The following is a 17,698-nucleotide window of genomic DNA, read 5'->3' on the forward strand; positions in this document are numbered from 1 at the left end:
TTGAAGAAAGAATACAAGATTTAGATTATTTTGAAAAATAAGAATACTGATATTGGATTGATGTAGTTATATTTTAGATTATCTATTTATAAATCTAATTAACTTTAATCTCTTGCCAATTTGACTAAAAGATTACAACTAATTGGATTTTTACACTGAAATAGAGTAAAGATGGGAGTTAATTAAATTTTGATTATTAGTAGTGTTACACCTTAACAACATGCTATAATTTTGGCTAATTAAAGGGGAGATGATGAGAATGAAAAAGAAGAAAAATGAAACACTAAAAATCACTTGGATCATGACCGCTGTTTATTGGGTAGTTGGTCTATTATGCATGTTTTGGGGTAAGATAGATCATGCTTTTGCTAACCAAGTAAAAGATATTAACAATGTGTATGCACTGACCTTATTAATTATTCTGATTTTGCCACTGCTTTTTTCAATCTTATTATCCATGAAAGTGAAGCCACCACGTTTAATTTGCAATCCACTGGTTGCCGTAATTTACTTGCTAATCGTAATTGCAGCAGGGATGGCATATAATTTTCAAAATATTATTGGCTATTTCTTTCCGATTATTCTTTTTGTTTTGATGGCATTTTTGGCAATCTTTTATGCTTTGCTTAAAACCATTAGAAATAAGAAAAATGGTAAATATTATTTTGGTGATGGTAAAGATAAAGAGGAATGTAATAGCTTTTGGGATGCATATAAGCAATATTATGCGATGGGATTAACCTCTGGCATTATTGAAGGTTTACTAACTGTAGTTTTTAATTAAAAATAAGATAAAAATAAAATTAGCACTCTTTTATAAAAAGTGCTAATTTTTTCTTGCTTTTTTTAATGAAACAGGTTATTATCATATTTGTAAGTTAGCACTTAAGAAATAAGAGTGCTAATCACTAATAAAGATATCAAAAATTTAAAAAAGAAAACTAATTATAAGGGGGACTAAACGTGTTACAACCAATCGGTGATCGCGTGATCGTAAAAGTTAAAGATGAAGAAGAAAAGACTGTTGGTGGTATTGTTTTAGCATCTAATGCTAAGAAGAAGCCAACTGAAGGTGAAGTTGTAGCCGTAGGTGAAGGTGCTTACGCATCAAACGGTGAAAAGATTCCTATGTCAGTTAAGAAAGGTGACGTAGTTCTCTACGATAGATATTCTGGCACCAACGTTGAATACGAAGGTGAAAAGTACTTAGTACTTCACGAAAAAGACATTTTAGCAATTGCAAAATAATTGACGCAATTATTAGAAATTAAAATACGAGATTAAGGAGCATAGATAACCTATGGCAAAAGATATTAAATTCTCAGAAAACGCAAGACGTTCACTTTTAAAGGGTGTTGATAAGTTAGCTGATACTGTTAAGACTACTATTGGTCCTAAGGGTAGAAACGTTGTTTTGGAACAAAGCTATGGTAACCCAGACATCACTAACGATGGTGTTACTATTGCTAAGTCAATTGAATTAAAAGACCACTACGAAAACATGGGTGCTAAGTTAGTTGCTGAAGCAGCTCAAAAGACTAACGACATCGCTGGTGACGGTACTACTACTGCTACTGTTTTAACTCAAGCTATCGTACGTGAAGGTATGAAGAACGTTACTGCTGGTGCTAACCCAGTTGGCATTCGTCGCGGTATCGAAAAAGCTACTAAGGCTGCTGTTGATGAACTTCACAAGATCAGCCACAAGGTTGAATCAAAGGACCAAATCGCTAACGTTGCTGCTGTTTCATCAGCTTCTAAAGAAGTCGGTGCTTTGATTGCTGACGCTATGGAAAAGGTTGGTCACGATGGTGTTATCACTATTGAAGACTCACGTGGTATTAATACTGAACTTTCAGTAGTTGAAGGTATGCAATTTGATCGTGGTTACTTATCACAATACATGGTAACTGACAACGACAAGATGGAAGCAGACCTTGATAATCCTTACATCTTGATCACTGACAAGAAGATTTCAAACATCCAAGACATCTTGCCATTACTTCAAGAAATCGTTCAACAAGGTAAGTCATTATTGATCATTGCTGACGACGTAACTGGTGAAGCTCTTCCAACTCTTGTTTTGAACAAGATTCGTGGTACTTTCAACGTTGTTGCTGTTAAGGCTCCTGGCTTTGGTGACCGTCGTAAGGCACAATTACAAGATATCGCTGCATTAACTGGTGGTACTGTTATTACTGAAGATCTTGGTCTTGAACTTAAGGACACCAAGATTGATCAATTAGGTCAAGCTCGTCGTATCACTGTAACCAAGGACTCAACTACTATTGTTGACGGTGCTGGTTCAAAGGATGCTATTGACGAACGTGTTGACACTATCAGAAAGCAAATCGAAGACTCAACTTCAGACTTCGACAAGAAGAAGTTACAAGAACGTCTTGCAAAACTTACTGGTGGTGTAGCTGTTATCCACGTTGGTGCTGCTACTGAAACTGAACTTAAGGAACGTCGTTACAGAATTGAAGACGCTTTGAACTCAACTCGTGCTGCCGTTGACGAAGGTTACGTTGCTGGTGGTGGTACAGCTTTAGTAAATGTTGAAAAGGCTGTTCGTGAAGTTAAGGGTGAAACCACTGATGAACAAACAGGTATCAACATTGTTCTTAGAGCTTTGAGCGCACCAGTTCGTCAAATTGCTGAAAACGCTGGTAAAGATGGTTCAGTAATCTTAGACAAGCTTGAACACCAAGAAAACGAAATTGGTTACAATGCTGCTACTGATAAGTGGGAAAACATGGTTGACGCTGGTATTATCGACCCAACCAAGGTAACTCGTACCGCTTTACAAAACGCTGCTTCAATTGCTGCTCTTCTTCTTACTACTGAAGCTGTTGTTGCAGAAATTCCTGAACCAAAGCCAGCACAACCAGCAGGTAACCCTGCAGGCGCACCAGGAATGGGTATGTAATTGTAGCTTTTTAGCACAACACTCTCACTCTATTTCAAAAAACAAATAAATATTAAAAGCTTCGAAGTTGAAAAAAGTTCAGCTTCGAAGTTTTTCTTTTCTCTTCCTTTATAGCGTATAATACTTAACAGTAACTCACTCTAGATGAAAATAGGAAAGGGACGTAAATGGCTGAGAAAACAACTCCTATGATGGAGCAATATTATGAAATAAAGAAGCAATATCCCGACGCCTTTCTTTTTTATCGCGTCGGAGATTTTTATGAATTGTTTGAAGATGATGCGGTTAAGGGGGCACAGATTCTAGAATTAACTTTGACACATCGCTCAAATAAGACCAAGAACCCTATTCCAATGGCTGGCGTTCCGCACATGGCTGTGGATACTTATGTGAATACTTTGGTTGAAAAAGGGTATAAAGTAGCTCTTTGTGAACAACTTGAAGATCCCAAAAAAGCTAAAGGCATGGTGAAGCGAGGCATCATTCAACTAGTAACTCCGGGTACCATGATGAATGAAGGACCTAATGATGCTAAGGATTCTAATTATTTAACTTCTGTAGTTACTACTAAAAGTGGCTTCGGTTTAGCTTACAGTGATTTATCCACCGGTGAAATTTATTCTACTCATTTGAAGAGCTTTGCCGCAGTTTCTAATGAACTTTTGTCTTTGAGAACAAGAGAAGTTGTGTATAACGGTCCATTAACTGAACAAAACAAGGACTTTATGCACAAGGTAAATATTACGGTTTCAGCACCTACACCAATTGAAGGCGAGCATGCGGAAATTTCTTATGTTGAACAAAATTTGACCAATGCAGCCGAAAAAGAGGCAACACGTCAATTAGTCGGTTACTTGCTTTCAACGCAGAAGCGAAGCTTAGCTCACTTACAAATTGCTAAGAGCTATGAAGTAAATCAGTATTTGCAGATGTCACATACTGTGCAAAACAATTTGGAATTAGTGGCTTCAGCTAAGACCGGTAAAAAGATGGGATCACTTTTCTGGGTATTGGACAAGACTCATACGGCCATGGGAGGTCGTCTACTCAAGCAATGGTTGGCCCGTCCATTGTTAAATGTGGATATCATTAATCATCGTGAAGAAATGGTTCAAGCATTACTTGATGGCTATTTTACCCGAGAAAATGTGATTGATGCCTTAAAAGGTGTATATGACCTAGAACGTTTAACAGGACGAATTGCCTTTGGCAATGTTAATGCCCGTGAATTATTGCAATTGTCGCGTTCTTTGCAAGCAGTGCCGGTTATTCTTGATGCACTTAATCAATCTGACAGTGATGTTTTGACAGATTTCGCCAAAAAAATTGATCCTTTAAAGGGTGTTGCTGAATTAATTTCTACTACTCTAGTAAAAGATCCACCACTTTTAACCACAGACGGTGGATTAATTAGAGATGGTGTGGATAAACAACTCGATCGCTATCGGGATGCCATGAACAATGGTAAAAAGTGGCTTGTTCAAATGGAAACTGATGAACGTCAAAAGACAGGCATTGACAACTTGAAAGTCGGTTTCAATAAGGTCTTTGGCTACTATATTCAAGTATCTAATGGTAACAAGAGTAAGGTGCCTCTTGATCGCTATACTCGTAAGCAAACTTTAACTAATGCAGAACGCTACATTACTCCAGAGTTGAAAGAGCATGAAAATTTAATTTTAGAGGCGCAGACTCGTTCAACTGATCTTGAATATGATTTATTTGTTCAATTGCGTGATGAAGTCAAGAAATACATTCCTGCTTTGCAAAAATTGGGTAATCAATTAGCTGCCTTAGATGTTTATTGTGGCTTCGCTACAGTTGCTGAACAAAACAATTATTGTCGCCCATCTTTCCACACTGATAGTCAAGATATTGACGTCGTTAATGGTCGTCACCCGGTTGTGGAAAAAGTAATGACTGCAGGTTCATATATTCCTAATGATGTGAAGATGGATTCTGCTACAAATATCTTTTTGATTACTGGACCAAACATGTCAGGTAAGAGTACTTATATGCGGCAGATGGCGTTAATTGCCATTATGGCGCAAGTTGGTTCATTTGTCCCTGCTGATAGTGCAGCTTTACCTATCTTTGATCAAATCTTTACTCGTATTGGTGCAGCTGATGATTTGATTTCTGGTCAAAGTACTTTCATGGTGGAAATGAGCGAGGCAAACGATGCTTTGCAATATGCTACGAAGCGCAGTCTAGTTTTATTTGACGAAATTGGACGTGGTACGGCTACTTATGATGGTATGGCCTTAGCGGGTGCTATTGTTAAATACTTGCATGATAAAGTTGGTGCCAAGGCACTTTTTGCTACGCACTATCATGAATTAACCAGCCTTGATGAAACGCTTGATCATTTGAAAAATATCCATGTTGGTGCAACTGAAGAAAATGGTAAGTTAATTTTCTTACATAAAATCTTGCCAGGTCCTGCTGATCAAAGTTATGGTATCCACGTTGCACAACTTGCTGGCTTGCCACGTGCCGTTTTACGTGAGGCAACTAAATTATTGAAGCACTTAGAAGCACAGGGGAGTGAACTGGCACCAGTTAGTCAGCAACTTGATTTATTTGCTCAACCAGTAACGGACTCTGATGAAATTGAAGATAATGACAGTGAAAATAGTCTGATGACCGATGCGGAACAAGATGTGCTTGATGATATTTCTAATCTTTATTTAGCTGATAAGACACCATTGCAAATCATGCAAATGGTAGCTGATTGGCAAAAGGACTTGAAGGATGATAAGTAATGGCTAAAATTCACGAGCTATCTGAAAATTTAACTAATCAGATTGCAGCGGGTGAAGTAATAGAGCGTCCTGCTAGTGTAGTTAAAGAACTTGTGGAAAATTCACTTGATGCTGGTGCAACGAGAATTAGAGTCGATTTTATTGATGCCGGATTAAAGCAAATTGTAGTCCAAGATAATGGAACTGGAATTGCACGTGATCAAGTAGATTTAGCATTTACTAGGCATGCCACAAGCAAGATTAACAATGAGCATGATTTGTTCAAGGTTTCTACTTTAGGATTTCGTGGTGAAGCTTTAGCTTCAATTTCCGCTGTTAGTCATGTCGAAATTGTGACAGCCACAGAAAATGCGATTGGGATTAAGGCAGAATTTAGTGGCGGCAGTAAAAAAGGCCAAGAAGATGCAGCGTCACAAAAAGGAACTAAAATTACAGTTCGAGACCTATTCTTTAACACGCCTGCGCGATTAAAGTATTTACGTAGTCCACGGACTGAAATTATGAAAATTGTGGATATTATTAACCGTTTATCTTTAGGTTATCCGCAAGTTTCGTTTACCTTGTCAAATACGGGTAAAGTTTTACTCAGAACAACTGGCAATGGCAATTTAAAACAGACGATCGCTAATGTATATGGCCGTCATATTGCTGAAAAAATGGAAAGTTTTGAAGCAAAAGACAGTGATTTTAAGATTACAGGATTAATGTCCAAACCAGAATTAACTCGTTCTACGCGCAACTTTATCTCGATCTTATTGAATGGTCGTTATATCAAGAATTTTCAATTGAATAATGCCATTATGGATGGCTACGGTTCAAAATTAACGGCGCGTCATTATCCTATTGTCGTGATCGCTATTCATGTTGATCCATTATTAGTAGATGTGAACGTCCATCCCACTAAGCAAGAGGTACGTTTATCTAAAGAAAAAGAACTTAGTCGTCTGATCACTGGTGCCATTAGCGATGCTTTGCTAGATAAAGCTGAACAAAGTAGCGGTTTTGCCAATTTAGAAAATAAACGTGAAACTTTAGTTGATCAATTAGAGTTCAACCTCAATCAAGACGTTGTCAATACAACGCGTAAGACGCCGGAAGTTCATGAAGAAGCTGAGAAGCCAGAATTTTTAGTAAAACAAGAAGCTAAAAAAGCTGAGGAGCCTAAAAAAGAAACTACGCATAACTATGTGGATATCAATATTCCACGTGAGGATGATCAATATATCATCACTAAAACTTGGGATAAAAATGTTGCTTTGCAACAAAAATTGATGCCGTTTAGCAATAAAAAAGTAGATCAAGAAGTTATTTCGACGGGGGATGAAACTTTAGCCAATAATTTGCCGCGCCTTGCTTATGTTGGGAAAATGGATATGTATATACTGGCTGAAAATGATGGTGACTTATATTTGATTGATCAAGTGGCCGCCAGACGCCGTCTTCAATTTGAACAAATCTATCAAACTATTACTTCTAAAAAAATAGTGCAGCAAGGTTTGCTGACACCGATTGTGTTGGAATTTGGTAATTTGGATTTTTTGCAAATTAAAGATAAAATTTATCAAATTAAGCAACTAGGCATTTATTTAGATGAATTTGGTCAAAATAGTTTTATTGTGCGTTCGTATCCTACATGGATTCATGAGCATGTCGAAGAATCCATCCGTGAAATTTTGGATAATTATTTGAATCTTGATAAGGGTAAATCACAAAATTTATTTAAGCGAGTAGCAGCGTTAGAAGCTAAACGCAATGTTAAAGGTAAAATCAATTTATCCGCTGCAGAAGGTGCACAAATTATTGCGGATCTGCGTAAAACGTCCGATCCTTATCATGATGCAGATGGCCAGTTAATTTTAGTGCGGATAAGTCAGAACGAATTAAGAAAAATGTTCAAGAAGGATGAATAATAAATGTACGAATATTTTGAAGGAATAGTTACAGTTATTACACCAAGTTATATCGTAGTCGATGTAAATGGCGTAGGTTATAAAGTATATAGCCCAACTCCTTTTGCTTACCAAAAGGGAGATAAAGCTAAGATATTTATTGAACAAATTGTAAGAGATACAGGAATTACTCTTTATGGTTTTCAAAGTGAAGATGATAAGGGGCTCTTTCTTAAACTCTTAAGCGTTAGTGGGATTGGTCCTAAGAGTGCCTTAGCAATCATGGCAGCTGAAGATGCCAACTCTTTAGCCGAAGCAATTGAACAGGGAGAAGTAAAATATTTAACTCGTTTTCCTGGTGTCGGCAAAAAGACGGCGTCTCAGATTGTGCTTGATTTGAAGGGCAAGCTAGGCGATTATGTTGCTCGACTTGATCGTCAAGATGAAGAACAAGGAAATATCCCGCCAGCATTGAATGATGCTTTGTTAGCATTAATTGCTTTAGGTTATACTCAAAAAGAAGTCGACCGCATTACTCCTAAGCTTGAAGAAGTTAATGCAGATACAGCCGATCAATACATTAAAAAAGGTTTAGCATTACTGCTTAAGAAGTAGATCTTGTTATAATAATAAATATTGATATAAGTGAGGAAGTGAAACTGGTGGCAGAAAATGAAGATGTAGTAACTTCAGGTGAAGTAGAAAATTCTGAAGAAGAACAAATGGAATTGTCTTTAAGACCCCAAACTTTGGATCAATATTTAGGTCAAAAGCGTGTTAAAAAAGAAATGTCCATTTATATTAAAGCCGCAAAACAGCGTGATGAGGCTTTAGATCATGTCTTGCTTTATGGACCACCAGGTTTAGGTAAGACAACTCTAGCTTTTGTAATTGCAAATGAACTTGGCGTGCATTTAAAGAGTACAAGTGGTCCTGCAATTGAAAAAGCGGGGGATTTAGTAGCACTACTTTCAGATCTTGATCCAGGGGATGTGCTTTTTATTGATGAAATTCATCGTCTTGCTAAGCCTGTTGAAGAAGTTTTGTATTCAGCAATGGAAGACTACTATATTGATATCGTAATTGGTGAAGGGCAGACTACACATGCTGTTCACGTGCCGTTGCCACCATTTACTTTGATTGGGGCAACAACCTTGGCTGGTCAATTATCTGCACCACTCCGAGATCGATTTGGTATCGTTGAACACATGCAGTATTACACAATTGATGAACTAGAAAAGATTGTCCAACGATCAAGTGATGTTTTCCATACTTCAATTGCACCTGAGGCGGCTCATGAATTAGCCCGAAGGTCTCGAGGAACGCCGCGTGTAGCTAACCGTCTTTTGAAACGTGTTCGTGATTTTGCGGAAGTTAAAGGTGAAAAGACAATTTCTCTTGCCACAACTGAAGGTGCACTGAAGCAGCTTCAAGTGGATGACGAGGGATTAGATCAGACTGACCGTCGTTTGTTACGGACAATGATTGAAGGCTACAATGGTGGACCGGTTGGTATTAGAACCTTGGCTGCTAATGTAGGTGAAGATATGGAAACAATTGAATCACTCTATGAGCCTTATTTGTTGCAGCATGGATTTATTTTGCTTACACCACGTGGGCGAATGGTGACAGACAAGGCATATTTGCAATTAGGTTTTCCTGTTCCAGGTGATAAATAATATTATTTTCTGTATAATAGACATAATATCTAGACAATAATTTTATGAGGTGAAAGATTTGAATACTTTATTTTTAGCAAATGCTGGCGCTGCTGGTGGCAGCAACATGATGATGATCGTCTTATTTATCGTTTTGATCGGTTTTACTTACTTTGGTATGATTCGTCCGCAAAAGAAGCAACAACAACAAAGATTGCAAATGATGGATAAGTTGAAGAAGGGTGACGGCGTTGTTTTAGTTGATGGTTTGCACGCTAAAGTTGATAAGATCAACAGTGACAAGACTATCGTAGTAGATGCAGACGGTATTTACTTAACTTTCGAAAGAATGGCCGTTCGCCGCGTTATTCCTGCTGCAGCACCAGTTGAAGAAAATGATGCTCCTGCAGCAGATAAGACTGAAGATGCACCTGCTAAAGAAGATACTAAGAGCACTGATGCTTCTTCAGATGAAACTAAAGAAGACAAATAATTAATAATAGCAAAAGCGTCAATTCAGACGCTTTTTGTTTTGCCATGAAAAAGCTTGTTGTAAAATAGAAATGATTTAAAAAAGCAAATTAAAGAAAAGGATAGTATTATGAAAAATATTCCTGTAGTTATGATTATTTTTGGTGGTAGTGGTGATTTAGCTCACCGTAAGCTTTACCCAGCTTTGTTTAATTTGTATCAACAAGGCTTAATTCATGATAATTTTGCCGTAATTGGAACAGCTCGTAGACCTTGGTCACACGAATATTTACGTGAACAAGTTAGTGATGCTGTTCATGAAACTCACGATGAGGTTGATGAAAATAGTTTAAAGCATTTTGCTAGCCATTTTTACTATCAATCACATGATGTTACAAATGTTGAACACTATGAGACACTGAAAAAATTAGCTCAAGAATTAGACGATCGTTATTGCGCACATGGAAACCGTCTCTTTTACATGGCAATGGCCCCAAGATTCTTCGGTACGATTGCTACACATATCAATGACCAATGCTTAACAGGTAGTGGCTTTAATCGAATCGTAGTAGAGAAGCCGTTTGGTCATGATTTGGCATCTGCCGAAAAATTAAATAAAGAAATTACCGCTTCATTTAATGAAGATGATATCTTTAGAATTGACCACTATTTGGGCAAAGAAATGGTTCAAAACATTATGCCAATGCGTTTTACCAATCCTTTAATCAAAAATATTTGGTCAGCTGATTACATTAAAAATATTCAAGTTACTTTGGCAGAACGATTGGGAGTGGAAGCACGTGGTGGATACTATGATACTTCCGGTGCTTTGCGTGATATGGTTCAAAATCATATCTTCCAAATCATTACTTTGCTTGCTATGCCAGAACCTAAAGATTTAACTTCTGCTAGTGTCCACAAGGCTAAGCAAGATTTGCTTGAAGGCATGATCATTCCTAGTCCAGAGGAAGTGAAAAAAGATTTTGTTCGCGGTCAATATTTAGGTAGTGATACTACTTTTGCTTATAAGCAAGAACCAAATGTTGATGAAAATTCTACTACTGAGACCTTTGTAGCTGGTAAAGTTAAATTTAAGGAAGGCCCAATTGCCGGTGTGCCGATTTACTTTAGAACTGGTAAAGAATTTAAGGAAAAGAAGAATAGAATCGATATCGTATTAAAGCATATCAATAATCCTTATGGTCAAGCTCATTCCAACAATATTACGATTGAGATTGATCCTACTAGCAAGATTTATGTCACCATTAATGGTAAAAAGATCGATCAACCAGGAATTAGACGCGAAGATTTAACCTATGAATTTTCAAAATCTGAAATGGTAAAAGTTCCAGACGGCTATGAGCGGCTTTTACATGATGTTTTTGTCAATGATTCAACTAACTTTACCCATTGGAGCGAATTAAAACGTTACTGGGAATTTATCGATTCTGTTGAAGCTGATTGGCAAAAAGAAAATGAAGCAGGCAATGCCAAAATTGCTCAATATTTGCCATATAGAATGGGTCCAAAGGAAGCAAACGATATCTTCGAGGCTCCAACGGAACATTGGATTTATGAATAAGCAAAATTTATTGCCGCAAAACGACATCCATCGTCGGATTATACATCTGGATATGGATGCTTTTTACGCTTCAGTTGAAACTCAAAGAAATCCAGAATTAAAAAATAAGGCACTAGTTATCGGGCAAGATCCTCGTAATAATGGTGGGCATGGAGTTGTAGCAACTTGTAATTATATAGCTCGAAAGTACGGCGTTCATTCGGCAATGCCTGCGATTAAGGCGGTTAAGTTGATTCCAAAGTCAGAATTAGTTTTTATTAGACCTGACTTTAAGAAATATCGTAGCGTGTCAGCCGAGATTCATTCTTTTATGCATAATATTACAGATAAGGTAGAATCAATTGCTTTAGATGAAGCTTATCTTGATGTCACCCATAATAAGTTAGGACAAAAATCCGCGGTCCAATTAGCAATTAGCTTGCAACGCCGGATTAGAACAGAGCTTGGACTGAATTCATCTTTTGGCGTTTCTTATAATAAGTTTTTGGCTAAAATGGGCTCAGAATATGCCAAGCCCTTTGGCAGAACCGTTATTTTGCCTGATGAAGCTAAGCAATTTTTAGGGATGCAAAAAATTGAAAATTTCCCAGGCGTAGGTCCTAAAACGCAAGAACAGTTACATGAGATGGGGATTTATACAGGTGCGGATTTGCAGCAGGTTGATGATTTTGTTTTAATTAAAAAGTTCAAAAAGATGGGCTACTTCTTAGCGCAGCATGCACATGGGATTGATTTGCGCCCGGTCATTGCGGATTCAGATGCAAATCGTAAATCGATTGGTATGGAACGCACTTATGAACCGGCTATTTATACACGTGATGAAGTGTTGACGCACATTCGGCATTATTGTAAACATTTAGAAGAAGAACTAAAAAAGCGTAACTTTTTTGCCCAAACTGTAGTAATAAAAGTTAGAGATAATGATTTTGATACTGTGACTAAGCGCAGAAAATTGACGAAACCGTCGAATAGCCAGTATGATTTCTATGACAGTGCTCGTGATTTGTTTGATAAAGCCAGTAACTTTTTAGAAAAAGGTATTCGGTTAATCGGGGTAACTGTGACTGATTTTAAGCAGGATGAATATCAAGCAATCAATTTATTCGATTATTAAAAGAAGTCCTTTTTCTGGTAAACTAGATACAGATAATTTTTAGAAGATGAGGAAAAATAATGAGTAGTTTTGATGACATTTACGAAAAAATCTTACAATATCCAACTATTATTTTGCACCGTCACACTAGTCCTGACCCAGATGCAATTGGTTCACAAGCTGGTTTGGCACGTGCAATTATGGAAAAGTTTCCTGACAAGCGCGTTTTATGTGCCGGTGAAAATGACGAAGGCGATTTAGCTTGGATTAATCATATGGACCAAGTTAAAGCAACTGATTACGAAGGTGCATTGGTAATTACTACTGATACTGCTAATACCCCAAGAATTTCAAACAAGCTTTACGACAAGGGTGACTTTTTAATTAAGATCGACCACCACCCAGATGTAGATCCATACGCTGATATGAGTTATGTTGATCCTGATGCTCCAGCAGCTTGTCAAATCATCGTTGACTTCTTAAATGACGAAGGCTTTAAGATTACTCCAGAAGTCGCTTACCCACTTTACGCAGGTATTGTTGGCGATACTGGTCGTTTTATGTATCCAGAAACTTCAGAACATACCTTTAAAGTAGCAGCTCAACTTGCTTCAACTGGTATTGATATTACTGAAATCGCTAGAAACATTGCCGATGTAACCTTTGATGAAGCTAAGCTTCAAGCATTAGCAATGGACAAGATGGAAATCGATCCAGTTGGTGCTGCTTACACTATCTTGATGCAAGATGATTTGAAGAAGTTAGGTTTGACTGATGATCAAGCTAATGTTGCAGTTTCAACTCCAGGTCGAATCAAGGATGTTTTGGCTTGGAACGTATTTGTTGAAAAGCCAGATGGCACTTTCCGTGTGCACTACCGTTCAAAGGGTCCAGTAATCAATGAATTAGCTGCTAAACATGATGGTGGTGGCCACGCATTAGCAAGTGGTGCTAATGCTAAGGACATGGACGAAGTAAAGCAAGTCTTTGCTGAAGTTGTTGAAGTAACTAAGAAGTATAAAGAAGATCATGAATAATATTTTCGCAGATTCCAGAATTAAACCAGCTATTCAAGAGGGGTTAAAGAAAATCCATTTTGAAAAGCCAACTAAGGTGCAGGAAAAAGTTATTCCCGCAATGCTTTCTGATTTAAGTGTTGTAGTACAAGCTGCAACTGGGTCAGGTAAGACACATGCTTATTTGGTGCCTATCTTTAATGAAATTGATGAAGATGCTCACTATGTACAAGCAATTGTGACTTTGCCTAGTCGTGAATTAGCTGATCAGCTTTATCAAGTGGCACGTCAATTAAGAGATGCGGCAGGGATGAACTTTTCTATCGCTCACCTTGCTGGTGGTACTGACCGTGAACGTCAGTTAGAAAAGTATCAAAATAATACGCCACAGTTAGTAATTGCAACACCTGGACGACTCTTGGACTTTGTACAAAAAAAGGTATTCGTTGTTGATCAAGTTAAGACTTTTGTCATCGACGAAGCTGATATGACTCTTGACATGGGCTTTTTGGCCGATATTGATCAAGTAGCAAGCAAGATGCCTAAGGATGTACAAATTGCAGCCTTTTCAGCTACTATTCCAGTTAAGTTATCTAACTTCTTGCGTAAGTACATGGCTCATCCAGATCAAATCGTGATCGATAATCCAAGTGTCATTGCACCTACAATTAAGAATGATTTGCTTGATATTGGCTCAAAGAATCGTAAGAGTGTTTTGTACAAGTTATTGACTATGGGTCAACCATACTTGGCTTTGGTTTTTGCAAATACAAAACAAACTGTTGATGAATTAACTAGATACTTGCAGGATCAGGGCTTAAAGGTGGCTAAGATTCATGGCGGGGTAACTGAGCGAGAAAGAAAGCGGACTTTGCGTCAAGTTGAGCAAGGACAATTTCAATATGTTGTTGCCTCTGACTTAGCAGCACGTGGTCTTGATATCGATGGGGTAAGTTTAGTTATTAACTATGAAATTCCACGTGATATCGAATTTGTAATTCACCGAATTGGTCGTACCGGTCGTAATGGTTTATCAGGTCATGCAATCACTTTAATTCGTGAAGAAGAAATGAACCGGGTCGAAGATTTGGAAAAGATGGGCGTTCATTTTGACTTTGTTGAAATTAAGAATGGTGAATTAGTACCACGTAAGCATTACCGCAGTCGTGAGAACCGTCAAGGTAAGAATCGCAAGCTTGATACTAAGTTAGTTGGTTACGTTAAAAAAGAAAAGAGAAAGCGTAAGCCTGGCTACAAGAAGAAGATTAAGCGAGCAATTCAAGAAGATAATCGTCAAAAGCGTAAGCTTGAACAACGTCATGAGATTAGAAAAGCTAAGCGTCTAAGAAAACGCAAGCGTGAACAAGGACGTTGACAGACGAGGATTTTGTAGTACAATTATTTTCAGCTTAAGATATGTCTATTAAAGTTGAATTTCAAAGAGAGAGCCAATTGGTGAGAGGGCTTAATTCGCTTTAACAGATGCTCCTTTAAGTTGTATTAATTAAGAATATCAAGAGGTAACAAACACTGTTGCAATCAAGGTGGTACCGCGCGCGGAGCGTCCTTGAATAAGCAATGGTGTTTTTTGTTTTGTTTATGGGAGATAAAAATGAAGAAACTAACTAGTTCAGAGTTTCGCCAAATGTTCCTTGACTTCTTCAAGGATCATGGCCATATGATTATGCCAAGTGCATCACTTATTCCACAAGATGACCCAACTCTTCTTTGGATTAACTCTGGTGTTGCTACTATGAAGAAATATTTTGATGGTTCAGTTGTACCAAAGAACCACAGAATTACTTCTTCTCAAAAGTCAATCAGAACTAACGATATTGAAAATGTTGGTAAGACCGCTCGTCACCAAACTTTCTTTGAAATGCTTGGTAACTTCTCAGTAGGTGATTACTTTAGAGATGAAGCTATTCCTTGGGCTTGGGAATTCTTAACTAGTCCTAAGTGGCTTGGCTTACCAAAGGAAAAGCTTTACTGTACTGTTTATCCAAAAGACGTTGATTCACAACGTGTCTGGGAAAAAGCTGGTATGCCAGCAGACCATATTGTTAAGTTAGAAGACAACTTCTGGGATATTGGTGAAGGTCCATGTGGTCCTGATACTGAAATTTTCTACGACCGTGGTCAAGAAAACAACGACGTTGCTGAAGACGATCCAGAAAACTTCCCAGGTGGTGAAAATGCACGTTACCTTGAAATTTGGAACATCGTATTTTCACAATACAACCACTTGCCAAATGGTAAGTACGTAGACCAACCACACAAGAACATCGATACTGGTATGGGGCTTGAACGTGTACTTTCAATTTTGCAAGATGCACCAACTAACTTTGAAACTGACTTATTCTTGCCAATTATTCACGCTACTGAAGAAATGACTGACGGTAAGAAGTACGGTGAAAACAAAGAAGACACTACTGCATTCAAGATTATTGCCGACCACGTTCGTGCCGTAAGTTTTGCTATTGCTGATGGTGCTCTTCCATCAAACTCAGGTCGTGGTTACGTTCTTCGTCGTTTGATTCGTCGTGCCGACCTTAACGGTCAACGTTTGGGCATCAAGGGGGCCTTTCTTTACAAGCTTGTACCAGTTGTTGGTAAGATTATGCAAAGCCACTACCCAGAAGTTATGGATCAACGCGGCTTTATCGAAAACGTAATTCAAAACGAAGAAGAAAGATTCCAAGCTACTCTTGATACTGGTTTGACTTTGCTTGATGACTTAATTGATAAGGCTAAGAAGTCAGATGACAAGACTATCTCAGGTAAGGATGCCTTCAAGATGTTTGATACTTATGGCTTCCCATACGAATTGACCTTTGAATCAGCTCAAGATGCTGGCCTTAAGGTTGATAAGAAGGGCTTTGATGCTGAAATGCAAGCTCAAAAGGAACGTGCACGTAAGGCTCGTGGTGATCTTCAATCAATGGGTCGTCAAGATGTAACTTTGATGAACATTAAGGACAAGTCAGTCTTTGAACGTGATACTTATGAAGAACCACATGCCAAGCTTCTTGACATCGTTGTTGACGATAAGTTAGTTGACAAGGCTGATGGCGAACACGCAACCTTAGTCTTTGACAAGACTCCATTTTATGCAGAACGTGGTGGTCAAGTTGCCGACCACGGTAACATTTATGATCAAGATGGTGAACTTGTTGCTAAGGTAACTGATGTCCAACACGCTCCAAACGACCAAAGCTTGCACTTTGTTGACCTTATTTTGCCAATGGAAAAGGGCAAGGAATATATTTTGAAGATCGACAAGGAACGTCGTGAAGGTTTACGTCACTCACACTCAGCAACCCACTTGCTTCACGCTGCACTTCGTCAAGTTTTAGGTGAACATACTCACCAAGCAGGTTCATTAGTTGATCCTGACTACTTGAGATTTGACTTCACTGCTATGGAACCAATGACTCCACGTGAAATTAAGTCAGTTGAAGAATTAGTTAACCAAAAGATTTGGGAAGCTATCGATGTTAAGACTACTATCACTACACCTGAAGAAGGTGAAAAGATGGGTGCTTTAGCCCTCTTTGATGGTAAGTACGGTGACAAGGTTCGTGTTGTTCAAATGGGTGACTTCTCATCAGAATTCTGTGGTGGTACTCACTGTGATAACACTAACCAAATCGGTATCTTCAAGATTACTTCTGAATCAGCTGTTGGTGCTGGTATGCGTAGAATTGAAGCTGTAACTTCAAAGAAGGCATACGAATACTTAGCAAATCGTTCAGGTTTACTTGATGATATTCAAACAGAAGTTAAGGCAACTAAGCCAGACAACATTATTGATAAGATTGACTCACTTGAAAGTGACTTACATGATAGTCAAAAGCAAGTTGAAGCTTTGACTAAGCAAATCAACCAAGCTAAGGCTGGTCAAATCTTTGATGATGTAAAACAAGCTGGTGACTTGACTGTAATTGCTACTATTGCAGATGTTAACGGCATGAACGACCTTCGTGAACTTGCTGACAACTGGAAGAGTGGCAACAAGTCAGACGTCTTAGTTTTAGCTGCTGAAAATGATGGCAAGGCTAATATGATTATTAGCTTGAATCAAAAGGCCTTAGACAAGGGTCTTAAGGCTGGCGACTTAATTAAGAAGGCTGCCCCAATCTTTGGTGGTGGCGGCGGTGGTCGTCCTAACATGGCTCAAGCCGGTGGTAAGAAGCCAGAAGGTCTTAACGATGCTATCAAGGCTGTAATCGAAGAAATTTCAAAGAACTAAGAATTAATTAATTGTGTTTAAGCTTTTTTTCAAGTAAAATTGT

The 17,698-nt window shown here is 38.2% G+C and carries 13 protein-coding genes; all 13 read left to right on the forward strand.

Annotated features, from left to right (window positions below; translation table 11 throughout):
- The first annotated feature begins 250 nt into the window (after nt 1-250).
- The 13 genes from FC37_RS02475 to alaS all read left to right on the forward strand — a co-directional run bounded on the left by FC37_RS02475 (nt 251) and on the right by alaS (nt 17,655).
- A complete protein-coding gene (locus FC37_RS02475; RefSeq protein WP_035434072.1) occupies nt 251-784 on the forward strand; it encodes a hypothetical protein in 534 nt (177 codons plus the stop codon).
- Nucleotides 785-963: 179 nt separating this feature from the next.
- Complete coding sequence (groES, locus tag FC37_RS02480) at nt 964-1,248, forward strand: co-chaperone GroES (protein ID WP_003627770.1); 285 nt, start codon at nt 964-966, stop codon at nt 1,246-1,248.
- A 52-nt stretch (nt 1,249-1,300) separates the two neighbouring features.
- Nucleotides 1,301-2,929: a chaperonin GroEL gene (gene groL, locus FC37_RS02485; RefSeq protein WP_025005191.1), complete on the forward strand. Its 1,629-nt coding sequence runs from the start codon at nt 1,301-1,303 to the stop codon at nt 2,927-2,929.
- A 188-nt stretch (nt 2,930-3,117) separates the two neighbouring features.
- Complete coding sequence (gene mutS, locus FC37_RS02490) at nt 3,118-5,694, forward strand: DNA mismatch repair protein MutS (protein ID WP_156400648.1); 2,577 nt, start codon at nt 3,118-3,120, stop codon at nt 5,692-5,694.
- The gene (mutL, locus tag FC37_RS02495; RefSeq protein ID WP_025005190.1) at nt 5,694-7,604 is read left to right on the forward strand and encodes a DNA mismatch repair endonuclease MutL; all 1,911 of its coding nucleotides are present in this window, start codon (nt 5,694-5,696) and stop codon (nt 7,602-7,604) included. The genes mutS and mutL overlap by 1 nt, the downstream gene beginning before the upstream one ends.
- A 3-nt stretch (nt 7,605-7,607) precedes the next feature.
- Nucleotides 7,608-8,198 (forward strand): Holliday junction branch migration protein RuvA, encoded by a 591-nt coding sequence (ruvA, locus tag FC37_RS02500; RefSeq protein WP_025005189.1) that lies wholly within the window; start codon nt 7,608-7,610, stop codon nt 8,196-8,198.
- Nucleotides 8,199-8,212: 14 nt separating this feature from the next.
- Complete coding sequence (ruvB, locus tag FC37_RS02505; RefSeq protein WP_155830879.1) at nt 8,213-9,262, forward strand: Holliday junction branch migration DNA helicase RuvB; 1,050 nt, start codon at nt 8,213-8,215, stop codon at nt 9,260-9,262.
- A gap of 58 nt (nt 9,263-9,320) precedes the next feature.
- A complete protein-coding gene (gene yajC / locus FC37_RS02510; protein WP_025005187.1) occupies nt 9,321-9,734 on the forward strand; it encodes a preprotein translocase subunit YajC in 414 nt (137 codons plus the stop codon).
- 108 nt (nt 9,735-9,842) lie between these two features.
- Nucleotides 9,843-11,294, forward strand: a complete 1,452-nt coding sequence (zwf, locus tag FC37_RS02515; RefSeq protein ID WP_025005186.1) for a glucose-6-phosphate dehydrogenase — start codon at nt 9,843-9,845, stop codon at nt 11,292-11,294.
- Entirely contained in the window at nt 11,287-12,408 is a 1,122-nt protein-coding gene (dinB, locus tag FC37_RS02520; protein WP_025005185.1) for a DNA polymerase IV, read from the forward strand. Before zwf ends, dinB begins: the two co-directional genes overlap by 8 nt.
- Before the next feature lie 59 nt (nt 12,409-12,467).
- Nucleotides 12,468-13,424 carry a DHH family phosphoesterase gene (locus FC37_RS02525; RefSeq protein ID WP_025005184.1) on the forward strand — a complete coding sequence of 319 codons (957 nt, stop codon included), beginning with the start codon at nt 12,468-12,470 and terminating at the stop codon, nt 13,422-13,424.
- A complete protein-coding gene (locus FC37_RS02530) occupies nt 13,417-14,778 on the forward strand; it encodes a DEAD/DEAH box helicase (protein WP_025005183.1) in 1,362 nt (453 codons plus the stop codon). Before FC37_RS02525 ends, FC37_RS02530 begins: the two co-directional genes overlap by 8 nt.
- A 237-nt stretch (nt 14,779-15,015) precedes the next feature.
- Nucleotides 15,016-17,655, forward strand: coding sequence for an alanine--tRNA ligase (gene alaS / locus FC37_RS02535; RefSeq protein WP_025005182.1), 2,640 nt, complete (start codon nt 15,016-15,018; stop codon nt 17,653-17,655).
- Nucleotides 17,656-17,698 lie beyond the last annotated feature (43 nt).

It is taken from the genome of Lactobacillus gallinarum DSM 10532 = JCM 2011 (genome assembly GCF_001434975.1).
GTDB lineage: Bacteria > Bacillota > Bacilli > Lactobacillales > Lactobacillaceae > Lactobacillus > Lactobacillus gallinarum.